This window comes from Streptomyces sp. KR55, assembly GCF_052245645.1.
GTDB lineage: Bacteria > Actinomycetota > Actinomycetes > Streptomycetales > Streptomycetaceae > Streptomyces > Streptomyces flavusporus.
Genome location: NZ_JBQQCE010000056.1, coordinates 1 through 22523, shown reverse-complemented (window position 1 = coordinate 22523; position 22523 = coordinate 1). Strand labels below are relative to the sequence as shown.

The following is a 22523-nucleotide window of genomic DNA, read 5'->3' as shown; positions in this document are numbered from 1 at the left end:
TCAGTGGATACTAGTTTCCTCATGGTGGAAGTTCAATGGTTTGTTGATGTCGAGATTCTCCGGGTCGAGGCAAGATGGCGCTCGGTGCCACCCCGCTCACTCAAGGTGGACCAGGTCGGCCTCGGTGTCGATGTCGAAGGCACGGGCCACGTCCCCGCACTCGACGAGCGTGATCTCCTGCTCATGGGCCTTCAGATAGGCGCGTGCCCCCCGGTCGCCGGTCGCAGTCGCGGCGATGCCCGCCCAGTGGGCGGCGCCCAGGAGGACGGGGTGACCGCGCACGCTGTCGTACGTGGCCGACACCAGCGACGACTCGCCCCGGTGGGCGGCGAGCACCCGGGCCACCGCCTGCGGGCCGATGCCGGGCTGGTCGACGAGCGAGACCAGCGCGGCCCGCGCCGTCGTCCCGGTGAGCGAGTCCAGCCCGGCGCGCAGTGAGGTGCCCATGCCCTGCTCCCACCGCGGGTTGTCCACGAGCACGCAGCCTGGCAGCTCCGCCCGCTCCCGTACGGCGTCCGCGCCGGCCCCCAGGACCACATGAACGCGGGTGCACCCGGCCGCGCGCAGTACCGCCACCGCGTGTTCGACCAGCGGCCGGCCCCGGTGTTCGAGCAGTGCCTTGGGCCGTCCGCCGAGCCGGCGTCCGCCGCCCGCGGCGAGGAGCAGTCCCGCGACGGGTTGTTCGTTGCGATCCGTCATGGGTCCTGCATACCTGACCCGGGTGGACTCGGCGGTCTCCACGGACTGAATTTCGGTCCCCCCGGTGGCGCATCCGTACCGGGTGGCGTTTACTGGCCCGCGTCCCCCGGCGCCCGACCAACGCCACGGGGCCGCACGGCGGGATCGGACATCACTGCGCACAACGGCGTGCCAGGGGGGAGAGCTGTGTTGCGGAGCTTGGGGCAGAGGTCAGTGACCGGCAGCGACGAGGACCCGAGGGTGGCGGAACTGCGGACCGCCGTGTCCCGGCTGCGTCGCGAACTCGCCGCGCACCCCGTCGAGTTCCCCGACCGGGCCGTCGCCGAGGACGAGCTCGCCGCACTCGCCGCGATGACCTCCGACGGCACCCCCGAGATCCCCCGGCTGCGCCGCTCCCTGCTGCTGATCGCCGGCGCGATCGGTTCCGTGAGCGCCCTGTCGCGAGGGCTGTCGGACGTACGCAGCGCGGTGGAGCTGTTCGGCCCACCGCCGCGCCGCTGACCCGTACGCGTCGGAGACTCAGACGCCGGAACTCGCCAGTGCCTGGGACAGTTCCGTCGCCACCTGCTGGAGCACCGGCACGATCCGGTCCGTGGCCGCCTCCGTCACCCGTCCCGCGGGGCCCGAGATCGAGATCGCGGCGGCGGTGGGGGAGTCGGGCACCGACACCGCCAGGCAACGCACGCCGATCTCCTGCTCGTTGTCGTCGACGGCATAACCGAGGCGGCGCACATCGTCGAGCGCGGCGAGGAAGCCGTCCGGCGTGGTGATCGTCTTCTCCGTCGCGGCGGGCATGCCGGTACGGGAGAGCAGGGAGCGCACCTCGTCGTCCGGGAAACCGGCGAGCAGCGCCTTGCCGACGCCCGTGGAGTGCGGCAGGACGCGGCGGCCGACCTCGGTGAACATGCGCATCGAGTGCTTGGACGGCACCTGGGCCACGTAGACGATCTCGTCGCCGTCGAGCAGCGCCATGTTGGCCGTCTCGCCGGTCTCCTCGACCAGGCGGGCGAGGTAGGGGCGGGCCCAGGTGCCGAGCAGCCGGGAGGCGGACTCGCCCAGGCGGATCAGCCGCGGGCCGAGCGCGTAGCGGCGGTTGGGCTGCTGGCGGACGTAACCGCACACAACGAGCGTCCGCATGAGGCGGTGGATGGTGGGCAGCGGCAGCCCGCTGCTCGCGGAGAGCTCGCTCAGCCCGACCTCACCGCCCGCGTCCGCCATCCGCTCCAGCAGATCGAAGGCGCGCTCGAGGGACTGGACACCGCCGCCGCCTGCGGGCTTGGCGGAGTCGGTGGTGCTGGCGCTGGACGTCGGCACGGCGCGTTCCTTTCGGCACAGGCAGAACGGGCGGGAAAGGCAGCAGCCTACCCGGCAGTCGGTTGACTCCCCGCTTGTGCGTAGCTACGTTCTGCTTGTTGGAATACTAATTCCGCTTTGTGGAAACGTCCAGAGAGTGGGCGTCGGGTGCACTGTGGAGAAGTGTGCCCTTGACGGTGCGGGAACGGGAGTGAAGACTCCTTCAACAGAAAGTTGAATTCCGTTACGCGGAAGTTAACGGCGGCAGAGAGGGGTCCGGGTGTCCGACGCTGAACTGGTGCTGCGCTCGACGCGCGTCATCACACCCGAGGGAACGCGCCCCGCGTCGGTCGCGGTCGCCGACGGCACGATCATGGCCGTACTGCCCCACGACGCCGAGGTACCCGCCGGAGCACGTCTGGAGGACGTCGGCGACCACGTCCTGCTGCCCGGCCTGGTCGACACCCATGTGCACGTCAACGACCCCGGCCGCACCGAGTGGGAGGGCTTCTGGACCGCCACGCGCGCGGCGGCGGCCGGTGGCATCACCACCCTCGTCGACATGCCGCTCAACTCCCTCCCGCCGACGACCACGGTCGAGAACCTCCGTACGAAACAGAAGGTCGCCGCCGACAAGGCCCATATCGACGTCGGCTTCTGGGGCGGCGCCCTGCCCGACAACGTCAAGGACCTGCGCCCCCTGCACGACGCCGGCGTCTTCGGCTTCAAGGCGTTCCTGTCGCCGTCCGGCGTGGACGAGTTCCCGCACCTCGACCATGAGCAACTCGCCCGGTCCCTGGCCGAGATCGCCGCCTTCGACGGCCTGCTGATCGTGCACGCCGAGGACCCGCACCACCTCGCCGCCGCCCCGCAGCAGGGCGGACCGAAGTACGCCCACTTCCTCGCCTCGCGGCCCCGCGACGCCGAGGACACCGCGATCGCCCACCTCATCGCGCAGGCCAAGCGCCTCCACGCGCGCGTGCACGTGCTGCACCTGTCCTCCAGCGACGCACTGCCGCTGATCGCCGAGGCCCGGGCCGAGGGCGTCCGGCTCACCGTCGAGACATGCCCCCACTACCTGACCCTCACGGCCGAGGAAGTCCCGGACGGGGCCAGCGAGTTCAAGTGCTGCCCGCCCATCCGCGAGGCCGCCAACCAGGACCTGCTCTGGCAGGCGCTGGCCGACGGCACCATCGACTGTGTGGTCACCGACCACTCGCCGTCGACCGCCGACCTCAAGACCGACGACTTCGCCACCGCCTGGGGCGGCATCTCCGGCCTCCAGCTCAGCCTGGCCGCGGTGTGGACCGAGGCCCGCAAACGCGGGCACACCCTGGAGGACGTCGCCCGCTGGATGTCCACGCGGACGGCGGAACTGGTGGGACTGGGGCAGAAGGGCGCCATCGAGGCCGGCCGGGACGCCGACTTCGCGGTCCTCGCACCCGACGAGACTTTCACCGTGGACCCCGCGGCCCTCCAGCACCGCAACCGCGTCACGGCGTACGCCGGCAGAACCCTCAGCGGCATCGTGAAGTCCACCTGGCTGCGCGGCGAACGCATCGTGGCGGACGGCGAGTTCACCGCGCCGAAGGGGCGCCTGCTCACCCGCACCCCCTGAATCCCGACTTCTGAAAGGCAGAACTGATCAACGTGACGGCGATACCGACCTTCACCGGCGACGCCCACCCGTACGCAGGCGGCGACCCCTACGCGGACTACCGCACCGCCGACTTCCCCTTCACCCAGTACGCCAACCTTGCCGACCGCCGGCTCGGTGCCGGAGTCATCGCCGCCAACGACGAGTTCTTCGCCCAGCGCGAGAACCTCCTGGTGCCCGAGCGCGCCGAGTTCGACCCCGAGCACTTCGGGCACAAGGGCAAGATCATGGACGGCTGGGAGACCCGACGCCGCCGCGGCGTCTCCGCCGAGCACCCCTGGCCCGCGCCCGACGACCACGACTGGGCGCTGGTCCGGCTCGGCGCGCCCGGCGTCGTCCGGGGCATCGTGGTCGACACGGCCCACTTCCGCGGCAACTACCCGCAGGCAGTCTCGGTCGAGGGTGCCTCGGTGCCCGGCTCCCCGTCCCCGCAGGAACTGCTGGCCGACGACGTGAAGTGGACGACGCTGGTCCCGCGCACCCCGGTCGGCGGCCACGCGGCGAACGGTTTCCCCGTGTCGGTGGAGCAGCGCTTCACCCACCTGCGTGTCAACCAGCACCCCGACGGCGGCATCGCCCGTCTGCGGGTGTACGGCGAGGTGGTCCCGGACCCCGCGTGGCTGTCGGTGCTGGGCACCTTCGACGTGGTCGCCCTGGAGAACGGCGGCCAGGTCGAGGACGCCTCCAACCTGTTCTACTCGCCGGCCACCAACACCATCCAGCCGGGCCGCTCCCGCAAGATGGACGACGGCTGGGAGACCCGCCGCCGCCGCGACCAGGGCAACGACTGGATCCGCTACCGGCTCGTCGACCGGTCCCAGATCCGCGCGATCGAGATCGACACCGCGTACCTGAAGGGCAACAGTGCGGGGTGGGCCTCGGTGTCGGTACGGGACGGCGAGGACGGCGAGTGGACACAGGTCCTGCCGCGCACCCGCCTCCAGCCCGACACCAACCACCGCTTCGTCCTGCCGACGCCCGCCGTCGGCACGCACGCGCGCGTGGACATCTTCCCGGACGGAGGCATCTCCCGCCTGCGCCTGTTCGGCTCTCTGACGCAGGAGGGCGCGACGCGGCTGGCCGCCCGGCACCAGGAACTGGGCGGCTGACCTCACCCGACCCGCGGAGCGCACCGGGCAGCGCCGGTGCGCCCGCGTGGCTCACGCCGCGTGCCCGCCGTCGACGGAGAACTCGGCCCCGGTGATGTACGACGCCCCCGCCAGGTGGGCGACCGTCGACGCCACCTCCTCGGCCGTCCCGAAGCGTCCCAACGCGGTCATCGCCGCCTGGCCGGCCGCGTACGGGCCGTCGGCCGGGTTCATGTCGGTGTCGATCGGCCCGGGATGGACGATGTTCGCGGTGATCCCGCGTCCGCCCAGCTCCCGCGCCAGGGCCTTCGTCAGACCGATCAGCGCCGACTTGCTGGTCGCGTAGAGCGTCCCGCCGGGCCCCGGCACCCGCTGGGTCATACAGGTGCCGATGGTGATGATCCGTCCGCCGTCCGTCATGCGCGCCGCGGCCGCCTGGGAGGCCAGGAACACGCCGCGTACGTTCACGGACAGCACTCGGTCCACCTCGGCGAGCGCGATGCTGTCCAGTGGCCCGAGCAGCCCGACGCCCACGTTGTTCACCAGCACGTCGAGGCCGCCGAGTGCCTCCGCCGTCCGCTGCACCGCTCCCGCCGCCTCGTCCGCGTCGGCGGAGTCCGCCCGCAGAGCGACGGCCCGGCGTCCCAGCGCCTCGACGGCTCGTACGACGTCGTCCGCCGCGTCCTTGCCGTTCATATAGGTGATCGCCACGTCGGCGCCCTCACGCGCCAGCCGCACCGCCGTCGCCGCTCCGATACCGCGGCTGCCCCCGGTCACCAGGGCCACCTTGCCGTTGAGCATTCCTCGAGAAGTCATACGTCCATTCCAGCGACGGCCCCACAAGAGTGCTGGCGGCGAACGGACACCGAGGTCGCACGGCCGGAAACTCCCGCATCACCGATGAGTTGCGGGTGCCGGCGGGGTCTGACCTGATGACAGCAGGATCCGCCCCACGCAGACCCAGGAAGAAGGCACCCGTCATGGGCAAGCTCGTCCTCAACTCCTTCGTCACCCTCGACGGCGTTCACCAGGCCCCCGGCGGCCCCCAGGAAGACACCCGCGACGGCTTCGAGCAGGGCGGCTGGACCGTTCCGTACGCCGACGAGGACTTCGGCCGGTTCGTCAACGAGGTCTTCGAACGCGCCGGCGCGTTCCTCCTCGGCCGCCGTACCTACGACATCTTCGCCGCGTACTGGCCGAAGGTGACCGACCCCGACGACCCGATCGCCTCCCCGCTGAACGCCCTGCCGAAGTACGTCGCCTCCAGCACCCTCACCGGCCCCGACTGGGCCGGCACGACCGTGATCGGCGGTGACCTCGCCAAGGAGGTCGCCGACCTCAAGGAGCGCACCGACGGCGAGCTCCAGGTGCACGGCAGCGGAGCGCTGGCCCGGTCGCTGCTCGCGCTCGACCTGATCGACACGGTCCACCTGCTGACCTTCCCGGTCGTGCTCGGCGCCGGCCGCCGCCTGTTCGCGGAGGGAACCGTCCCGACCGCCTTCCGGCACACCGGCGGCCGGATCACCGCGGCGGGCGTGTCCATCCAGACGTACGACCTGGCGGGTCGCCCGGAGTACGGCTCGTACCCGCTCCCGGACAACGCCTAGTCGGACGGCATACGCGCCGGTACGGCGATCAACCCCGTGCGAGCCACCGCCGGACTCCACGCCCGCCCGCGGCGATCATCCGTGCCGAGCCGGACCCCGACGGCTCATTTCGCGGGTTCTTCGTGGAGGGCGGCCAGTGCGGCGGCGAGCTTGCCCCGGCTGGTGATGCCCAGGCGTGGATAGATCCGGTACAGATGGGCCCCGACGGTGCGGTGCGAGATGAACAGGCGCTGGCCGATCTCCCGGTTGCTCAGCCCCTGCGACGCCAGCACGGCTATCTGCATCTCCTGGGCCGACAGCTGCTCGCTCTCGTACGGGTGACGCCGACCGCTCGACTCACCGGCGGCGCGCAGCTGCTCGAGGGCCATCTCCGCCCAGGGCTGCGCGCCGGCCCGCTCGAACTCGTCGCGGGCCAGTCGCAGCGGGTGCCGGGCGTCCACGTTGCGGCGTTGCCGGCGCAGCCGGCGGCCGTGGTGCAGGTGCAGCCGGGCACGCGCCAGCGCCCAGCCCGCCGGCAGCGCGGTGAGCGCCGCGGCGTACCGCTCCTCAGCTGTGTCGTCGGGTGCCAGCACCGCGTCGGTGTAGGCCCGCGCGACCACCATCATTTCCGAGGGCAACCGATCGGCCAGCTCCGGAAGGTCGGTGAGCAGGCCCCGGGCCCGCTCGACGGTGCCCGCGGCCACCGCCGCGTCCGCCAGGTCCGGCGCGAGCAGCCAGCGGCTCACGGAGTGGTAGTGCGGGTCGGCCGGATCGAACGCGCGCGCGAGAATGTCGTAGGCCTCGGTGGCGCGGCCGTCGAAAAGAGCGAGCAGACCGTCGATCTGCTGCGCCATCACCGTGACGAACGGCATCCCGGGGAACAGGCTGTGGGTGCGCAGTTCGCGGACCAGCCGCGCCGCGGTCTCGGTCTCCCCGCGCAGCGCTGCCACCAGGCCGGCTGTCGCCTTCACCCCCAGCCAGACGATCCATTCGCCGGTCTCCTCCGCCAGGGCGATCCCCTCGCCGGCCTCCTCTCGAGCCTGCTCGAGCTGACCGAGGTACACCCGCGGCCAGCTGCCGGCCAGAGAGCGGGCGAGCAGCCCGAGCCTGCCCTGCGACCGCCATGACGCAGCCGCCAGCGACAGGTACCGGGTGGCGCGGCTGATCTCGCCCATGACCATCGCGCCGCTGCCGAGGAAGTGCAGGATCCGGCCGTCCTGGCGGTTCGGCTCGATGCTGCGGAGCCGCGCGATCACGTCGGCCCCGTGTCGGTACGGTTCGGTGTATGCCCGTACCGTCAGCACGTGGGGGGCGTCCGGATCGGGGTTCCAGCGATCGAGTTCGGCTGCGGCCTCAGCGCGCACCTGTGCGTCGCCGTCCTGGAAGAAGCATCGTGCGGCGGCCCGCCACAGCAGGTCCTCGGCGATGCCCGCGGCTCCCGCATCCATCGCTCCGGCCACCGCGGTGACCATGTCGTGGATCCGTCGGTGCGGCTCGTCCGGTTCGAATGCGGCCTTGTCGGACACCACCATGAGGCGGGCCTGCTCCACTGGGCCGAGCACGCTCATGTCGGCACGGTCCAGCAGCATCTGGGCGTTGATGCGGTCGTTGATCTCGGTGGACAGCTCGGCCGCCCGGACCAGGATGCCGGTGCGGCGGCGCGCGTCCTGCACGAGCTCGGCCGCCTGGCGCAGGGCCGGGACGGCCGCCGCCACCTTGCCCCGGGCCTGCGACGCGTCGGCGAAGTGCTCGAGCCGGGCGGCCAGTTCCTCGTCCGGGCCGAGCGTGGCGGCTGCCTGGTGGGCGAGTTGGAGCTCGGGCGTGTCCGCCATCGCCGCTGCGAGGGCGCGGTGGGTGGCCAGCCGGTCGGCGACCGTGGCGCGGGTGTAGATCGCCGAGCGCATCAGCGGATGCCGGAACTCGGCGGTACGGCCGACCAGGGTGATCAGGCCCGCGTCGACCGACTCCTGCAGCGCGTCCACGGAGACCGCGGAGCCGCAGAGACGACTCGACACCTCCAGCAGCCGGCTCAGCGGTGCGGTCGGCTCGGCGGCCAGGGCCAGGAGGAAGGTGCGGCACTCCCGGCTCGCAGAGTCGGTACGCGCGGCGAACGCGGCCTCCAGCCGCTGGGTCAGCGGCAGGTCGTCCAGCTGCGCGGACATGCCCTGCACCGCCTTGGGCAGCTCGACCAGGGCCAGCGGATTACCTGCGGCACGCTCCAGGACGAGCGCTCGCAGCAGCGCGGGCAGGCCGGGCGCGCCGGCATCGAGCAGCTCGGCGGCCGCCGTCCGGCCGAGCGGTTCCAGATGGAGGTCCTGCATGCCCAGGCTGAACTCGTCGGTGGAGTGGATCCGGGCGGCAGCGATGACCAGGAGGGGAAGGTCGCGGGTGCGCCGGGAGACGAACCTCAGCACGTCCCGGCTGGACGAATCGAACCACTGCACGTCGTCGAGAAGCAGCAGGAGTGGCTGCTGGTCGGCTGCATCGGCGAGCAGTTCGAGTACGGCCAGTCCGACCCGGAATATCTGGGGCTCGGTCTCCGTGACGCTGAACGCGTCGGTCAGCGCCTCCCGCTGCGGGTCCGGCAAGTTCTCGATACCGTCGGCGGCCGGTTGCAGCAGCAGCTGCAGTGCGGCGAACGGCAGCCACTGCTCGGTCTCCACCCCGGATGTGCGCAGCACCCTGAAACCGCTGTCGGCCGCCTCGGCGCCGACCGTGCGCAACAGAGCCGACTTTCCGACGCCGGCGGTGCCGTGGACCAACAGCGCGCCGCCCTGCCCGGCCGCCGCGTCCGTCAGCAGCCTGCGCAGGCTGCGTAGCTCCTCATCACGGCCGATCATCGCGCGCGTGCGGGCCTCGCCGGGTGTCCGGTCGTCGGCACGATGGGCAGCGGGGTGAGCATGTGGAGATTCCTCCGAAAACGGCTTACTTCGCGCCACATGCTACCCGTCCGGCGATTTCTCGCAGCAGATGGGTGTTCACCATCGGTTGAGCGGTGCACGGACGACTCGTCGCACGGCGAGTGATCGTGCACGACACGGAGTCACGCAGATGGTCTCGTCATATTTCGTCCAGCAGCTGACTGACGGGGCTGTCGATACCCAAGTGACGTTCTTCTTCTCCCAGAGGTACAAGTTCCAGGGTGCGCTCGAGGAACGCGTCGATCACCTTTGCCGGCGCGGCCACAACGTCCATTTCTGCACCCGAGCGCAACGAGATGAAAACCACGCCGGAACCGTGGATTTCGGAAGGCCAGATCTGGACGTCACCGGCGCCGCTGAGCCCTCTCTGGCCGGACAACAGGAGCTCGCGTCCGAATGTCCACTCGACGGTCATATCGGTGTGCGCATTGAATATCACGCACACTGAATACGGATCGGCACCGTCGTAGTGGAATTCTGTTACCACCGGCAGATACCTCTGCCCTCTGATGAGACGCACGACCGTCCGGCACGTCACAGGCTCGGGTTGATCGTCCACCCACCCCGCCCGGACAGCCTGTGGGTAGCTGTGCTCTATGTGAGCAAACCCGCGCTCGTCATCGGTGTCGGAGGCCTTCCCGGTCATCGATTCATCCCTTCCCACTTCCTGCCCCGAGGATTACTGATCGGTATCCGACCGGTACATCGGGTTGCCAGAAGTCTGGGCGCCGGTTGAGACCTGAAGCATCAGTCAAGTGACTATGGGCGGCAGCGCGTAGCCGGAGCGCTGCCCGTGTCTGATGATCGGGGGATGCGTCCGCTGAAGCACGGCTACACCAACCGCACCGTCGGCGACGGTGCCATCGTGGAGAAGGCCTACGAGGGTCCCGATGCCGAACTCAGGCTCCGTCGCGAACACGCACTGCTGACCCGGCTCCAGGGCCGGTTGCCCGTGCCGCCGGTGCGCGCAGCGACCGCGGCCACCCTTACGCTCGGCTTCGTGCCCGGCGTGCCCGGCCAGGAACTCCTGGACGCCGGTCGAGCTGAGGCGGTCCTGGCGAGCTGCGGGGAGTTGTTGCGCCGTATCCACGGAACCGCACCGAGCGTGCTGACGGAGGGCGCGCACAGGGCGGGCAAGGTGCTCGTGCACGGCGACTTCGGCCCCAACAACGTGCTGCTCGACCCCGACACCTTCCAGGTCACCGCAGTGGTCGACTGGGAGTTCGCGCACTGCGGGGATCCGGTCGAGGATCTGGCCTGGTGCGAGTGGATCGTGCGGATGCACCACCCCGAGTACCGCCACGCACTCGGCCACTTCTTCCGGGCCTACGGCGGGGAGGTGCCGCCCTGGCCGGTCCGCAGGGCCGCCATGCTGACCAGATGCGAGGCGCTGCGGCAGTTCTGCGACCGGTGGCAGCCGAACGGTCCGAGTGTGCGGCAGTGGCAGAAGCGCGCTACTGCGACAGCAGGCTGGCAGGCGTAGCCCTGCATGGGTGCGAAGGTCGTGCGGCCACAGTTCGTGATCAGGTGCCGGGCACCGTGGTGTAGTGGGAACGCGAGTCGATGAACGCGGCGATCTTGCTCGGGTTGAACACCCACATCACCTGGTGAATGCCTTCCTGCGAGGCCGCTATCGTCATGAAGGTCGCGGGCCGGCCGTCCCGGTAGAGCAGCACGCCGCTGCGTCCGTTGGCCTCCACGGGGCGGACGTCCACCACGCCCCAGAATCGCCGAGTGGCCGTCGCCAGGTTCGCCACGCGAGCACGGCCCAGAACGGGGACGCGAGCGGCGCCCCGGATGCCGTTGCCGTCGGACAGGCTGACGGCATCCGGCGTGAGGAGGGCCTCCAGTGAGGCGACATTCCCCGTCTGCGCTGCCGAGACGAAGGCTTCCAGAAGTTGTCGGTGCACCGCCGTGTCCACGGTCTCCCGCTGGTCGGCCGCGAGATGCTTGCGGGCCCGGCTCACGATCTTCCGGACATTGACGAGACTGAGCTGGAGCATTTCCGCGATCTCGGCATAGGCGTAGTCGAACGCCTCTCGTAGAACGTATGCGGCCCGCTCCGTGGGAGTCAGCTTCTCCAGGATGAGGAGCAGCGCAAATTCCAGGGCTTCGGCCCGCTGTGCGCCCAGCTCGGGATCGGTGCTTGTGTCCACGGGCTCGGGAAGCCACGGGCCGATGTAGGTTTCGCGGCGCACACGGGCCGACTGAGCCACGTTGATGGCCAGCCTGGTGGTCGTACTCGACAGAAAGGCCACGGGGCTGACCACCACCGAGCGGTCGGTTCTCTGCCAGCGCAGCCAGACTTCCTGAACCACGTCTTCAGCCTCAACCGCGCTTCCCAGCACACGGTATGCGATGCCGAAGAGACGTGGACGGAGCTCCACGAAGACAGCAACGGCATCGTCCAGGGTGCTTTCCGCGGGGGGTGACTCGAGATCCATGATCCTGCTGTCTCCGTTCCTCCGAGTAACAGCTGTTCCGATCGCGTCCGCTTCATTGACCGGGTGGATCCCCGCTCTGTGACAGGTTTGCCGTACCGAATTTCCGCCCCGCGTTCGGTCGGCCCGTTCGTCGCGGAAGCGCCGCTGCCGGCGGCCTCAATCCCCGGGTCGCCCGGGCGAGCTGTTGTGCGGCCTTCGCGGGTCGGGAGGAGCGCTGGGTCGGTTCCAGGTGCGGAGTTTGTCGGGGTTGAGGATGATCCAGACTTGGACGATGTGGGGGCCCGCGATGTCGAGGCTGATGATGGCGACGACTTGGTGGTCGTAACGTACGAGGAGGCCGGTGCGTCCGTTGACGGAGTGGGTGTCGAGGGCGGTGCGGGGGTGACGGGTGAGGAGGGTGAGCAGGCTGCGGGCGACGTGGGTGTTGCCGTGGACGGGTTTGACCAGGGCCCTGACCTTGCCGCCGCCGTCGAAGAAGGCCGTGGCGTCGGGGGCGAGGAGTGAGGCCAGGAGGGCTTCGTCCTGGGTGGTGCAGGCCTGGTGGAGGGCGCGGGCCAGGGCGTCGTGCTGCTGGGGTGGGGTGGGCCGTGCGCGGCGGGCGCGCAGGCTGCGGCGGGCGCGGTCGGCCAGTTCGGCGCATTCCGGTTCGCTCTGGCGCACGATGTCGGCGACCGCGCCCGGGGCCATGCCGAAGACGTCGTTGAGGACGAACGCCGCCCGCTCGGCGGGGGACAGGGCTTCCAGCGCGTCCAGCAACACCCCGCTGATCTGTTGCTCCAGCGTCCCGGGGGTTTCGGCGGCCGGGGGTGCGGCGCGGGTTGTGTGGTCCTGGCCGGTGCGGGGTGTGTTGCGGTCGGGCAGGGCCAGGCGGGCCAGGCAGATACTGCCGGCCACTTTCGCCAGCCAGGAGCGCGGCGTCGTGATCCGGGCGCGTACCGGGTCGGACAGGGCGTACCAGCGCCGGTAGGTTGCGTCTATGACACTCTCGGCCTCCGCACTGTTGCCCAGCATCCAGTAGGCGACATCGAGCAGGTGCCGCCGCTCGTCGAGCAGCTCCGTGATCGGTAGCGAGTCATCGCCACGGTCCATACGGCATCCTCCCTCTCCCACACCACCACGCAACTGCCGCGGCACTCTGTCTTCGTCCGCTCGACAACTCAGACCGGACAGACATGGATCGTGTGACATCAACCCGACCAGGGCCGCGGCAGCGGCCCGGTGGGCCACGACCGCGCCTCGCCATGGAAGGCGAGTACCCGGCGGATGCGGCAGGTCTCACGCAGTCGGCTCGCTCAGCCGGGCTCGTACGCCGGCCGGAAGCGACGCGGAGCGCTGAACCACGGAAATAAAAGCTGTCATCAACTTATGTCACACATTGCATGGATGCTCTGTCGTAAGGGTGAAAACAACACACACGCCCGCCAACCCAAGGAGCACATCGTGAACAAACCCATTCTCGAGCCCGCCGCGCAGAAGATCGCGGAGGCAACGGCCAACCCGCCTTTCCTGTACGAACTCGGCCCCGAAGGCGCTCGGAAGGTCCTCGATGATCTCCAGGCGGCGCCTGTCGAGAAGCCCGACGTGCAGGAAAAGTGGATCACCGTACCTGCCGAGGTCGGCGATGTGCGGGTCCGCATCGTCAAGCCCGTCGACGCTCAGGGCACGCTGCCGGTCGTCCTCTACGTGCACGGCGGAGGCTGGGTTCTCGGAAACGCGGGAACGCATGATCGCCTCGTACGCGAACTGGCCGTCGGCGCGGACGCTGCCGTGGTGTTCGTCGAGTACGACCGTTCCCCGGAGGCCAAGTACCCGGTGGCCATCGAGCAGGCGTACGCGACGGCACGGTGGATCACGGCGAATGGTGCCCAGGAGGGCCTGGACGCCTCTCGCATGGCTGTGGCCGGCGACTCCGTCGGCGGCAACATGACCGCGGCGCTGACCATCATGGCCAAGCAGCGCGGCGATGTGTCCTTCGTGCACCAGTCGCTGTACTACCCGGTCACGGACGCCGCCCAGGACACCGACAGCTACCGGGAGTTCGCGGACGGCCCCCACCTGACCGCGAAGGGCATGGCCTGGTTCTGGGACTCCTACACCACCGACCCCGCCCAGCGGGCCGAGATCACGGCGTCGCCGCTGCGGGCGAACCTGGAGGAGCTTCAGGGGCTGCCGCCCGCGCTCGTCATCGTCGACGAGAACGACGTACTCCGGGACGAGGGCGAGGCGTACGCCCGCAAGCTGACACAGGCCGGCGTTCCCACGACCAGCGTCCGCTACAACGGCGTCCTGCACGACTTCCTGATGCTGAACGCCGTCCGTTCCACGCAGGCCGCCACTGCCGCGATGCAGCAGGCCATTCACACCCTGCGCACCGCGCTCCACACCGGCTGACGCACGGCCGGCAGTCCAGATCGACCGCACCGGGCCTGCCCCACCTCTTGCCTCCACTGAACCCACACCTTCTTCGAAAGGCCTGTCATGAACCGCCGTTCTCTCTACCGACGTGCGCGCACTCCGCTCTCCCTCATGGCCACGGCGACCATTGCCGCTGCTCTCCTTGCCACCTCGGTCGCTCCCGCGAGCGCGGGCAAGGGTTCCTCCCCGCACGGCCGTAAGCCGACCGTGGTTCTCGTCCACGGCGCATTCGCCGACTCCACCAGCTGGAACGGTGTCGTGAAGAAGCTGAAGCGGGAGGGCTATCCGGTGGTGGCCGCGGCCAATCCGCTGCGCGGGCTGTCCAGCGATGCCGCCTACCTCAAGGACCTCCTGGCCGGCATCGACGGGCCCGTCGTGCTGGCCGGCCACTCCTACGGTGGAGCGGTCATCAGCAACGCCGCGCACGGTGCCGACAACGTCAAGGCACTGGTCTACATCGCCGCGTTCCTCCCGGCGAAGGGGGAGAGCGCTGGTGAGCTGGCGGCCAAGTTCCCCGGCAGCACGCTCGGCGAAGCCCTGCGCCCCGTCCCGATCACCCTGCCCGACGGTTCCCAGGGCGCGGATCTCTACATCGAACAGGCCAAGTTCCACGACCAGTTCGCCGCGGATGTCCCGGAGAACACCACCGACCTCATGGCGGTCACCCAGCGTCCGGTGACCAGTGCCGCTCTGGAGGAGGGTGCCTCCGAGCCCGCCTGGAAGACCATTCCGTCCTGGGTCCTGGTGGCCACCGAGGACCTCAACATCCCGCCGAAGGCTCAGACCTACATGGCCGAGCGCGCCAAGGCCCACACGGTGGAAGTCCGTGCATCGCACGCGGTGAGCGTCTCCCGCCCCGATGAGGTCGCCCAGCTCATTCAGAAGGCAGCACGGTCGGTCCGCTGACCGGCCGACTCCACAGGGCGATGCGCTGCCGAAGTGAGGTCACTTCGGCAGCGCATCGCCCTGAATGTGGGGCTAGGAAGCCAACATGATGGTTGTCGGCGTTCCCTGCCAGGCCATCTTGGCGTAGGGGCACAGCGATTCGGCCTTCTCCAGGAGGGGAGCGGCGATCTCCGAAGTGACGCCTGGCCACCTGACCACCAGGTCGACGTGCAGCAGATAGCCGCCGTCTTCCGGATCCCGCCCGAACGCCACGGTCGCCTCCACGGAGATTGCGGCAGGATCGAGTCCCTCCCGCCGCGCCACCAGACTCAGGGCCCCGTGATAGCAGGCCGCGAAGCCGGCGGCGAACAACTGCTCGGGGTTGTTTCCCTGACCGTCCCCGCCGAGCTCGGCGGGCATGCGCAGGTCGAGGTCCAGGGCCCCGTCGGCCGACCGTGCTCTCCCGGTGGCTCGCCCGTGCGCGGCAGTGCCGCCGCTGACGGTCACGGTCGTGGAGTAGATGGGGGAGAAGGACTCCCCGTCGAAGTCCTTGTCGGTGGACAGATTGGGCAACTTGATCTGGTCGTTCACAGCATGACTCCGGTGTCGTCGCGGTGTCCGCCCGGGCAGGACCTCCCCGGCCCGCACAGAGCGGGCAAGGCGGTGGAGGGGGAGGAGCCGGCCTCTGTGGGTGTTCTTGCCTGGCGGGTGGGGCAGCACACCCGTCCGCGGGCAAGGGCCACCCTGCCGCTCATGACCATCGTCATGTCGTGTGTCCTTCAAGTCTGGGAGAACCCTGGGTTCCGGATAACTGGTAGACCGGCAAGTCACCCCTCTTGTGACACGGCCAGGACCCACTCCACCGACTGCTGCGGGAGGTCTCAGGCGCTCAGGGACGCCACGTAGGGCAGCAGCTTGGCCGGATTCATCACCCACATGATCCGGTCGATCCCCTCGGCGGACGCGTCGACGGACAGCAGGGCCACGGCGTTCCCGTCGGCGGAGACAAGGACGGCCGGCCGTCCATTGGCCTCGACCCACCGAATGTCCGCCTGGGGCCAGAACCGGGGCGCGAACGCCGCGAGGTACTTGGAGACGCGCGTACGTCCGACGACCGGGATCTTCGACGCGCCGCGCAGCCCGCCGCCGTCGGCCCAGCTGACGACGTCCGCGGCGAGGACGTCCTCGAGCACCGCCAGATTGCCCGTCTGCGCGGCGGCGAGGAACACCTCCAGCAGCCGTTTGTGATCAGCCGGGCTGACGCGCTCCCTGCGCTCGGAGGCCAGGTGCTTGCGTGCACGGCTCACCAGCTGGCGAGTGTTGGCCTCGCTCGTTTCCAGGATGTCCGCGACCTGCTTGTAGGGGTAGTCGAAGGCTTCTCTCAGGACATAGGCCGCCCGTTCCACCGGGTTCAGCTTCTCGAGGAGGAAGAGAACCGCCAGCTCGAGCGCCTCGGCCCGTTCCGCCCCCAGCTGAGGGTCCCCAGCGGTGTCGACCGGCTCGGGAAGCCACGGCCCGATGTACGACTCCCGCCGCACCCGGGCGGACTGGGCCAAGTTGATGGCCAGCCGTGCGGTGACGGTGGTCAGAAAGGCCGCCGGCTCGACGATGTCCGTGCGGTCCGTGTTCTGCCACCGCAGCCATGCCTCCTGGACGATGTCCTCGGCTTCCACCGCGCTGCCGAGGATGCGGTACGCGATGCCGAAGAGCTGCGGGCGCGCCGCGAGGAATTCCCTCGTCGCCTGCTCAAGGGAGTCAGCGTCATCACCAGCGTGCACGGTCGTCCCTTCAGGCTTCGAGGCCACCATGTTACAAGCCGCCGCAGCAGCGTGCGGATACGGCCGTGGTAGGACACACGCCGATGCCAGCATTGTGGAATTTCAGTGTTACTCATTGTGTTCCTGCGGACTGTCCCGGGCACCCGTGGCTCCCGCGTCACCCATCCGGTGCCTCTCCCGTCCGGCGGCCGATGCCCTGGTTGCGGGCGCTGCATGAAGGGGCGCTCACCACTGAGTGAGGGTCAGCGCGAGCACGGCCGGATCGTCCCGTCCGGGCAGCGGGACGAACCCGTGCTCTGCCAGGTCGCCGGCGATCTCGGCGCGAGAGGCCGGCCACATCCAGAATGTCTCGGTGTGCTCCTGCAGGACACCACCCTCCGCCCCGCGCACCCAATAGTCGAAACGTGTGTGGATCCGGCCCCTGTCGGCCGACAGCACCATGCGTCCTCCGTACTCGTGCTGCCCGACTCTCTGACCCGGCAGGACACGCACGGTTTCCTCATCCGGAAGGTGAGCGGGCGGGAGCTGAAGGAGCAGTGAACCGCCGGGAACGAGCGCCTGTGCGAGGGCCGGCCAAAGAGCACCCCGTGCGGCGGGTGCCAGAGAGGCGATCGTGTTGTGGCAGACGGCCACGTCCGCGATCCCATGCAGTCCCGCCTCGTCAAGCGTATGAGGGTGAACAGTGACCCGCTCCCTCAGCTCAGCGGGGAGGGAGGCGAGGCGCGTCATCAGCGGTGTGCGCATGGCGCGTGCAGGCTCGACGGCGTGCACGCCGACCCGGGATGCCAGCAGACTCATCAACGTGACACAGCCGGTGCCGGCACCGACATCCAGCACTCCGAGACGGGCGTTCGCGACATCGCGGCTGTAGAGGCGACGGACCCGTATGGCGTCCTGCCGGCCCTGCAGAATGTCGTAGAACTCGGCGCTGACCGCATAGTCGTCCCGCAGCGTGCGAACGGTGGATTCTCTGGATACAACAGGCCGCATAACAGCAAGACAGACTATGCGGTGTATTTGTGACAGCTTGCGCGGGACCGGTTCGCAGATGCCGGTGGCCGGTGCGGTACACAGTGATACGCGCGGTGATGAGTGCGGTGAAGGCGCGCATCACGCGGAGTGGGTCACCGGCGGGCGAGCCACTGGGCGAACGTTTCGTGCCCCAGGTGGGCGTCCGGCGCGGGAAGCAGCGTCCGTTCCCCGATCTCCGCACCGAAGAAGGGGGCATGCGCATCTGCGACGACATCACGCGTGTCACCCCGCGCGGCCAGCAGCTTCGCGGCGAGGTCGTCGAGACGGTGTTCCTCCGGGCCGGCGACCTGGAGAATGCCGGCCAGCGGCACTCCCACGGCGACATGAGCAACCGCAGCGGCGACATCGTTCGCCGACACGGGACGCAGCAGGACGGGCGCGACGTGCACACCGTCCGCATACGTGTTCATCAGCGCCGTGGTCTCGACGGATTCGAAGAACGGCGTGGCGCGCACGATCGAGGAGAAGGGAATCGGCGAACGCCGCACCTGGTCCTCCTGCAGCAGCTTCGCACGGAAGTACCCCGACTTCAGCCGCTCGGCGCCCACGACGGACAGAACCACGTAATGCTCGGCACCTGCCGCCGCCGCGGCCTCCACAAGGGTGGCCGTGGCGGTGCCGAAGAAGTCCACGCTCGCCTTCTCCGTACGTGCGGGTGCGTCGGTGACGTCCACCACGACCTCGGCGCCCCGCAGGGCCTCGGCGAGACCTTCTCCGGTGATGATGTCGACGCCCTCCCCGCGCGATACGGACACCACCTCCATACCGTGGTCCCGGAGCCTGGCAACAGTCCTGGAACCGATCAGCCCGGTGCCTCCCGCAACAACGACTCTCATCCGGGTCTCTTTCCGTCGGGGGGTCGGTGACCCCACTGGTGTCTTCATGTCGATGACGGTGACGGTGAAGTCAGCCGTCCACCACACCTAGGACAGGGCTCACACTGTTGTTGTGACACTGCTCGACGTAACGCGGCCGGCCACCGTGTCACAGATCCACAGCGCACTCGGTCATCACTGGAGTCATGGGACCAAGACACACGATCACACCGTTCGATGCCGACGGCACGCAAGGGCGACGGCTGCAAGGCCGCCTGTTCTTGGGCGCGTTGGTGGGCTCAGCAGTACTCGCCGTGGCGGCCACCGGCCTGGCCGTCCGCCATGATGCGGAACCGGACCAGAGCGACCGCGTAAGCGTCGGTCGCACCTGCCGCTCCACGCTCGGGCAGGATCTGGAGCTCTCCTGTGGAACGTACGGATTCGGAGACTTGCGCCACGTCTGCCCCACCGCAGCGGCCGGAGGCGGCCGGTGCGTGCCGACGAAGGCCGTGACGGTACGCAACACCGGTCCCTCCATGGTGTACGTGACCGTCATCCACGGGCCCAGGCAGGGCGTCCGCGTCCAGGGCGGGGAACGGGAGATCACCCCCGGGCACTCGGCCACCCTGCGTCCCCGTGAAGGACAGCTGTTGTTCGACATCACCCTGCGCGGCGCAGGCGGGGACCCGAAGAGCCTGACCGTGACCCGCCTGCAGTGAGGCCGCCGAGCCACGTTCCGACGGCTGACAGCGCCTCGGTCGTCGACCGGCACGGTGCATCAGCTCGTCACTCCACGAAGTACGAGTCGTGCTTGTCGAAGAACCTGGCGCGCTCTTCATCCGTGGCGTGGGCCAGCTGCGACACCTTCTCGAAGTACTCCTCGCGCGGTGCGCCCGGGGTGAAGAGCAGCAGCATTTCGGCCGGGGCGTCGGAGTCGTTGCGGAAGGCGTGCAGTCCGCCCTGCGGCACGTGCAGGAAGTCGCCCTTCTGCGCATCGATCCACTTGTCTCCGTCGAAGAGACGGACGGTGCCTTCCAGAATGTAGAAGGACTCCGAGATGGTCTTGTGGAAGTGGGTCTTGGGGCCGCCGGCCCTCGCCCTCATCTCGACTCGGTAGAGCCCGAACTCACCCCGTGTGGTAGTCGTGGTCGCCAGGTAGTGAATGGCGTCCTTGCCCGCCTCGCCGAGTTCGGGCGGGGTGCTCGCCGGACGGAAATCGGCGCTGACCTCGCCGCTCTCTCCCCAGTACACCTGCTCCGGGTACGACATCTTCAGCACTCCTTGCGTACGGTGAATGAACAACGCTCGTGAACAAAGAACGAGGCTCCCCGGCGGATGTGACAGCTGACACCGGCCAGGAGCTGTGGCGGCAGCTTGTGTGCCCCGGTCACCGGCTGAACAGTTCGAAGACGACGGCCGGATTTCCGCGCGAATCGCGCCGGAAGACCGTCTCCGCGCCGTAGGCCGGGGCGACGCGGAGACGGACGGCATGTGTGTGGCCGGGCCGGTTGTCCTGGGTCAGCCGAACTGGCCGGGCCGGTAGCTGCCGGCGGGCTGCTGGTTGATGACGTTGATGCGGTTGTAGGAGTTGATGACGGCGATGAGGGAGATCAGCGCCACGAGCTGGTCCTCGTCGTAGTACTTGGCGGCGTTCGCCCAGGCCTCGTCGGTGACCCCGCCGGCCGCGTCCGCGATCCGGGTCCCCTGCTCCGCCAGCTCCAGCGCGGCGCGCTCCGCCTCGGTGAAGACCGTGGCCTCCCGCCAGGCGGCGACCAGGTTGAGGCGTACCGACGTCTCACCGGCCGCGGCGGCGTCCTTGGTGTGCATGTCGGTGCAGAAACCGCACCCGTTGATCTGGCTGGCGCGGATCTTCACCAGCTCCTGGGTGGCGGCGGGCAGCCCCGAGTCCGACAGCACCTTGCTCGCCGAGTTGATGTGCTTCAGCACCTTGTTCGCGAGGGAATTGCCGAAGTAGTTGACACGCGAATCCATGGCGATCTCCTAGCCGAGTTGCGGATACACACCACTGACCGGACAGCCCGCCAGAATGTGACACGTCCCGGTGAACGGGCCGACTGCCTCAGACGGCCGCGAACGTGACGCCTGTTAGACGCTCGGAGATCTGCCAGAGCCGGGCTGCGTCGGCCTCGTTCCGGGCCGACTTGTAGATCGCCAGCTGTGTGGGGCTGCCGGTGAACTGCCCCAGACCGTCAGGGCCGTACAGGCACCCGCCCCGTGCGTCACGGCTCGTGGCCGCGTACAGCAGGGGAAGCACGCCGGCGTCGACGGATTGCACGAACACACCCCAGCGTGCGAGCCGCTTCATGATCGCCTCATGAGGTGCGGGGCGGGTGCGTCCGAGGTTGGGCCCGGATGCGTAGAGGTTGGTCAGTGTCGTACCGGGGTGAGCGGCGTTGCTGACGATGCCCCATTCGCCTGCTGTACTCAGGCGGTTCAGCTCGAGGGCGAACAACAGGTTGGCCAGCTTGGACAGGTTGTAGGCCCGCACCGGCGAGTAACGCTGCTCGCTCTGCAGATCGTCCCAGTTGATCCTGCCGCCGCGTGCGGCGCTACTGGTCACGGTGGTCACCCGAGCCTGACCGGCGCGCAGCAAGGGCATCAGACGCCCGGTGAGCGCCACATGGCCGAGATGGTTGGTGCCGAACTGCAGCTCGTACCCGTCCTCTGTGGTGTGTCGGACCGGCGGCGCCATCACGCCGGCATTGTTGATCAGCAAGTGGATCGGTCTGCCTTCCGCGTTCAGCGTGTCGGAGAGGGTTTCGACCGAGGCGAGGGAAGCCAGGTCGAGGACGCGTGTGGAGGCCTGCGCCTCGGGCACGTTCACACGGATGCGTTCCAGCGCGGCGGCACCTTTGGAGGCGTTGCGCACCGGCAGGACAAGTTCGGCGCCGGCGCGAGCGAGCCGTTCGGCCAGCTCCAGTCCGATGCCGTCGCTGGCCCCGGTCACCACGGCGAGCTTTCCTCGCAGGTCGGGCACGGTTACTTCCGTCATCTCAAGCTCCCACTCGTGCAGGCCTTTCAACCAGCACCAACGTCCATGAACGGAGCCGCCCGATCCATGTGGCGCTCAACCATGGACTGACAGGGCATGGATGACATCGGTGCTGCGGAGCGGACGCTTGCAGCAACACGGTGTGACACAATGTGGCAGAACGCGCCTTGCCCCGCGTCCACAGGTGAGGTGGGGGGTACGCGGGGCAAGGGGTTCTGCGGTCAGGGACCCGGCCCTTCCGGGGCGGGTTGCACCGTTCCTCGGACTGAGTCGTGGGGGACTCAGCAGTCGTAGTCGATCAGGTCGAACGAGGCGTAGTGGTCCGCCGTGTAGTAGTCCTCCTGGTACTCCTCACCGGTGACGATGCGGCGCGCACCGCGCGTGGAGGAGCCCGGCGTGATCACGGTGTACTCGTGGTAGTAGCCGGAGGACTGGCTGGGCAGGATGCCTTCCCGGTTCTGGAAGACGGTGCCGTCCTGTTCGTAGGGGAAGGGGCCGCCGGCCTCGATCAGCTCGAGGGTGTCGTACGCCTGCGAGGGCAGGTCGCTGTAGCAGATGCTGCCGACCGCGGCGGCCGCCGGCGTGGCGGTGACGGTGCCGCCCACGAACAGGGCGGACAGGAGAGCGGCTGCGGCGCCGATCCGAGTGGCGCGTGGGGGGAATCTCATGCCCCCATAGTGACGCGCGTAGAGCATGGCATGTCAATGACAATCCCGAGATTTTCCCGTCAAGTCCGATGAGTTTTCGGGAAGTTAACCTCGCGTGCCGAGGCGCTGCCCGGCCCTCAGCCGGACTTCCGGCTCTCCGCGGCGGCGAACAGGGCGAACGCCAGCACCACCAGGGCGACGCTCGCGTAGATCTCGTAGCCGTCGAGGAAACCGACCCGCTGCACGAGAC

24 protein-coding genes are annotated in these 22523 nt (G+C 69.2%); 8 read left to right on the top strand and 16 right to left on the bottom strand.

Annotated elements, in window-relative coordinates; genetic code table 11:
* Positions 1-96 precede the first annotated feature (96 nt).
* Positions 97-699: a nucleotidyltransferase family protein gene (locus ACTWQJ_RS11125; RefSeq protein ID WP_443306465.1), complete on the bottom strand. Its 603-nt coding sequence runs from the start codon at positions 697-699 to the stop codon at positions 97-99.
* A 186-nt stretch (positions 700-885) separates the two neighbouring features.
* Between ACTWQJ_RS11125 and ACTWQJ_RS11120 the strand changes: the two genes are divergently transcribed.
* On the top strand, positions 886-1200 hold the full coding sequence (locus ACTWQJ_RS11120) for a DUF5955 family protein (protein WP_443306464.1): 315 nt from the start codon (positions 886-888) through the stop codon (positions 1198-1200).
* Positions 1201-1218: 18 nt separating this feature from the next.
* On the opposite strand, the gene ACTWQJ_RS11115 is transcribed toward ACTWQJ_RS11120, so the two are convergent.
* Entirely contained in the window at positions 1219-2013 is a 795-nt protein-coding gene (locus ACTWQJ_RS11115; protein WP_443306463.1) for an IclR family transcriptional regulator, read from the bottom strand.
* Positions 2014-2272: 259 nt separating this feature from the next.
* Here ACTWQJ_RS11115 and allB point away from each other — a divergent pair, with 259 nt between their 5' ends.
* On the top strand, positions 2273-3610 hold the full coding sequence (gene allB, locus ACTWQJ_RS11110; RefSeq protein ID WP_443306462.1) for an allantoinase AllB: 1338 nt from the start codon (positions 2273-2275) through the stop codon (positions 3608-3610).
* Positions 3611-3642: 32 nt separating this feature from the next.
* Positions 3643-4758 carry an allantoicase gene (gene alc, locus ACTWQJ_RS11105; RefSeq protein WP_443306461.1) on the top strand — a complete coding sequence of 372 codons (1116 nt, stop codon included), beginning with the start codon at positions 3643-3645 and terminating at the stop codon, positions 4756-4758.
* A gap of 51 nt (positions 4759-4809) precedes the next feature.
* On the opposite strand, the gene ACTWQJ_RS11100 is transcribed toward alc, so the two are convergent.
* Positions 4810-5553, bottom strand: a complete 744-nt coding sequence (locus tag ACTWQJ_RS11100; RefSeq protein ID WP_443306460.1) for an SDR family oxidoreductase — start codon at positions 5551-5553, stop codon at positions 4810-4812.
* A 164-nt stretch (positions 5554-5717) separates the two neighbouring features.
* Between ACTWQJ_RS11100 and ACTWQJ_RS11095 the strand changes: the two genes are divergently transcribed.
* Positions 5718-6344, top strand: coding sequence for a dihydrofolate reductase family protein (locus ACTWQJ_RS11095; protein WP_443306459.1), 627 nt, complete (start codon positions 5718-5720; stop codon positions 6342-6344).
* Positions 6345-6448: 104 nt separating this feature from the next.
* On the opposite strand, the gene ACTWQJ_RS11090 is transcribed toward ACTWQJ_RS11095, so the two are convergent.
* Complete coding sequence (locus ACTWQJ_RS11090) at positions 6449-9163, bottom strand: ATP-binding protein (protein WP_443306458.1); 2715 nt, start codon at positions 9161-9163, stop codon at positions 6449-6451.
* A 220-nt stretch (positions 9164-9383) separates the two neighbouring features.
* Positions 9384-9890: an SsgA family sporulation/cell division regulator gene (locus tag ACTWQJ_RS11085; protein WP_443306457.1), complete on the bottom strand. Its 507-nt coding sequence runs from the start codon at positions 9888-9890 to the stop codon at positions 9384-9386.
* A gap of 165 nt (positions 9891-10055) precedes the next feature.
* On the opposite strand from ACTWQJ_RS11085, the gene ACTWQJ_RS11080 reads away from it, so the two are divergent.
* The gene (locus tag ACTWQJ_RS11080; RefSeq protein WP_443306456.1) at positions 10056-10727 is read left to right on the top strand and encodes a phosphotransferase family protein; all 672 of its coding nucleotides are present in this window, start codon (positions 10056-10058) and stop codon (positions 10725-10727) included.
* Positions 10728-10767: 40 nt separating this feature from the next.
* Here the strand turns inward: ACTWQJ_RS11080 and ACTWQJ_RS11075 are convergent, their stop codons facing one another.
* Both ACTWQJ_RS11075 and ACTWQJ_RS11070 read right to left on the bottom strand, forming a co-directional pair.
* Positions 10768-11688 (bottom strand): RNA polymerase sigma-70 factor, encoded by a 921-nt coding sequence (locus tag ACTWQJ_RS11075; RefSeq protein WP_443306455.1) that lies wholly within the window; start codon positions 11686-11688, stop codon positions 10768-10770.
* Between the two features lie 156 nt (positions 11689-11844).
* A complete protein-coding gene (locus ACTWQJ_RS11070) occupies positions 11845-12777 on the bottom strand; it encodes an RNA polymerase subunit sigma (protein ID WP_443306454.1) in 933 nt (310 codons plus the stop codon).
* A gap of 351 nt (positions 12778-13128) precedes the next feature.
* Here ACTWQJ_RS11070 and ACTWQJ_RS11065 point away from each other — a divergent pair, with 351 nt between their 5' ends.
* Together ACTWQJ_RS11065 and ACTWQJ_RS11060 are read left to right on the top strand one after the other, a co-directional pair.
* On the top strand, positions 13129-14079 hold the full coding sequence (locus ACTWQJ_RS11065) for an alpha/beta hydrolase (RefSeq protein ID WP_443306453.1): 951 nt from the start codon (positions 13129-13131) through the stop codon (positions 14077-14079).
* 87 nt (positions 14080-14166) lie between these two features.
* Positions 14167-15009 (top strand): alpha/beta fold hydrolase, encoded by an 843-nt coding sequence (locus ACTWQJ_RS11060; protein ID WP_443306452.1) that lies wholly within the window; start codon positions 14167-14169, stop codon positions 15007-15009.
* 72 nt (positions 15010-15081) lie between these two features.
* On the opposite strand, the gene ACTWQJ_RS11055 is transcribed toward ACTWQJ_RS11060, so the two are convergent.
* The 5 genes from ACTWQJ_RS11055 to ACTWQJ_RS11035 all read right to left on the bottom strand — a co-directional run bounded on the left by ACTWQJ_RS11055 (position 15082) and on the right by ACTWQJ_RS11035 (position 19071).
* Positions 15082-15579, bottom strand: coding sequence for an Ohr family peroxiredoxin (locus tag ACTWQJ_RS11055; RefSeq protein WP_443306451.1), 498 nt, complete (start codon positions 15577-15579; stop codon positions 15082-15084).
* A 290-nt stretch (positions 15580-15869) separates the two neighbouring features.
* On the bottom strand, positions 15870-16796 hold the full coding sequence (locus tag ACTWQJ_RS11050) for an RNA polymerase sigma-70 factor (RefSeq protein ID WP_443306450.1): 927 nt from the start codon (positions 16794-16796) through the stop codon (positions 15870-15872).
* Positions 16797-16991: 195 nt separating this feature from the next.
* A complete protein-coding gene (locus ACTWQJ_RS11045; protein ID WP_443306449.1) occupies positions 16992-17756 on the bottom strand; it encodes a class I SAM-dependent methyltransferase in 765 nt (254 codons plus the stop codon).
* A 134-nt stretch (positions 17757-17890) separates the two neighbouring features.
* Positions 17891-18634 carry an SDR family oxidoreductase gene (locus ACTWQJ_RS11040; RefSeq protein WP_443306448.1) on the bottom strand — a complete coding sequence of 248 codons (744 nt, stop codon included), beginning with the start codon at positions 18632-18634 and terminating at the stop codon, positions 17891-17893.
* A 278-nt stretch (positions 18635-18912) separates the two neighbouring features.
* Positions 18913-19071 carry a hypothetical protein gene (locus ACTWQJ_RS11035; RefSeq protein WP_443306447.1) on the bottom strand — a complete coding sequence of 53 codons (159 nt, stop codon included), beginning with the start codon at positions 19069-19071 and terminating at the stop codon, positions 18913-18915.
* Positions 19072-19107: 36 nt separating this feature from the next.
* On the opposite strand from ACTWQJ_RS11035, the gene ACTWQJ_RS11030 reads away from it, so the two are divergent.
* Positions 19108-19332 (top strand): hypothetical protein, encoded by a 225-nt coding sequence (locus ACTWQJ_RS11030; RefSeq protein ID WP_443306446.1) that lies wholly within the window; start codon positions 19108-19110, stop codon positions 19330-19332.
* Between the two features lie 67 nt (positions 19333-19399).
* Here the strand turns inward: ACTWQJ_RS11030 and ACTWQJ_RS11025 are convergent, their stop codons facing one another.
* From ACTWQJ_RS11025 to ACTWQJ_RS11010, 4 genes are all read right to left on the bottom strand, one after another.
* Positions 19400-19888, bottom strand: a complete 489-nt coding sequence (locus tag ACTWQJ_RS11025; protein WP_443306471.1) for a cupin domain-containing protein — start codon at positions 19886-19888, stop codon at positions 19400-19402.
* Between the two features lie 243 nt (positions 19889-20131).
* The gene (locus tag ACTWQJ_RS11020) at positions 20132-20605 is read right to left on the bottom strand and encodes a carboxymuconolactone decarboxylase family protein (RefSeq protein ID WP_443306445.1); all 474 of its coding nucleotides are present in this window, start codon (positions 20603-20605) and stop codon (positions 20132-20134) included.
* An 88-nt stretch (positions 20606-20693) separates the two neighbouring features.
* Complete coding sequence (locus ACTWQJ_RS11015) at positions 20694-21626, bottom strand: SDR family oxidoreductase (RefSeq protein ID WP_443306444.1); 933 nt, start codon at positions 21624-21626, stop codon at positions 20694-20696.
* Between the two features lie 281 nt (positions 21627-21907).
* Positions 21908-22294 (bottom strand): ribonuclease domain-containing protein, encoded by a 387-nt coding sequence (locus tag ACTWQJ_RS11010; RefSeq protein WP_224734752.1) that lies wholly within the window; start codon positions 22292-22294, stop codon positions 21908-21910.
* Between the last annotated feature and the right edge of the window lie 229 nt (positions 22295-22523).

Bases quoted from the DNA above. Each gene is read 5' to 3' on its own strand.
- ACTWQJ_RS11045 (WP_443306449.1), bottom strand. From the start codon at position 17,756: ATGCGGCCTGTTGTATCCAGAGAATCCACCGTTCGCACGCTGCGGGAC.
- ACTWQJ_RS11090 (WP_443306458.1), bottom strand. From the start codon at position 9,163: ATGATCGGCCGTGATGAGGAGCTACGCAGCCTGCGCAGGCTGCTGACG.
- ACTWQJ_RS11070 (WP_443306454.1), bottom strand. From the start codon at position 12,777: ATGGACCGTGGCGATGACTCGCTACCGATCACGGAGCTGCTCGACGAG.
- ACTWQJ_RS11085 (WP_443306457.1), bottom strand. From the start codon at position 9,890: ATGACCGGGAAGGCCTCCGACACCGATGACGAGCGCGGGTTTGCTCAC.
- ACTWQJ_RS11095 (WP_443306459.1), top strand. From the start codon at position 5,718: ATGGGCAAGCTCGTCCTCAACTCCTTCGTCACCCTCGACGGCGTTCAC.
- ACTWQJ_RS11125 (WP_443306465.1), bottom strand. From the start codon at position 699: ATGACGGATCGCAACGAACAACCCGTCGCGGGACTGCTCCTCGCCGCG.
- ACTWQJ_RS11100 (WP_443306460.1), bottom strand. From the start codon at position 5,553: ATGACTTCTCGAGGAATGCTCAACGGCAAGGTGGCCCTGGTGACCGGG.
- ACTWQJ_RS11060 (WP_443306452.1), top strand. From the start codon at position 14,167: ATGAACCGCCGTTCTCTCTACCGACGTGCGCGCACTCCGCTCTCCCTC.
- ACTWQJ_RS11015 (WP_443306444.1), bottom strand. From the start codon at position 21,626: ATGACGGAAGTAACCGTGCCCGACCTGCGAGGAAAGCTCGCCGTGGTG.
- ACTWQJ_RS11040 (WP_443306448.1), bottom strand. From the start codon at position 18,634: ATGAGAGTCGTTGTTGCGGGAGGCACCGGGCTGATCGGTTCCAGGACT.
- ACTWQJ_RS11020 (WP_443306445.1), bottom strand. From the start codon at position 20,605: ATGGATTCGCGTGTCAACTACTTCGGCAATTCCCTCGCGAACAAGGTG.
- ACTWQJ_RS11080 (WP_443306456.1), top strand. From the start codon at position 10,056: ATGCGTCCGCTGAAGCACGGCTACACCAACCGCACCGTCGGCGACGGT.
- ACTWQJ_RS11010 (WP_224734752.1), bottom strand. From the start codon at position 22,294: ATGAGATTCCCCCCACGCGCCACTCGGATCGGCGCCGCAGCCGCTCTC.
- ACTWQJ_RS11050 (WP_443306450.1), bottom strand. From the start codon at position 16,796: ATGGTGGCCTCGAAGCCTGAAGGGACGACCGTGCACGCTGGTGATGAC.
- ACTWQJ_RS11075 (WP_443306455.1), bottom strand. From the start codon at position 11,688: ATGGATCTCGAGTCACCCCCCGCGGAAAGCACCCTGGACGATGCCGTT.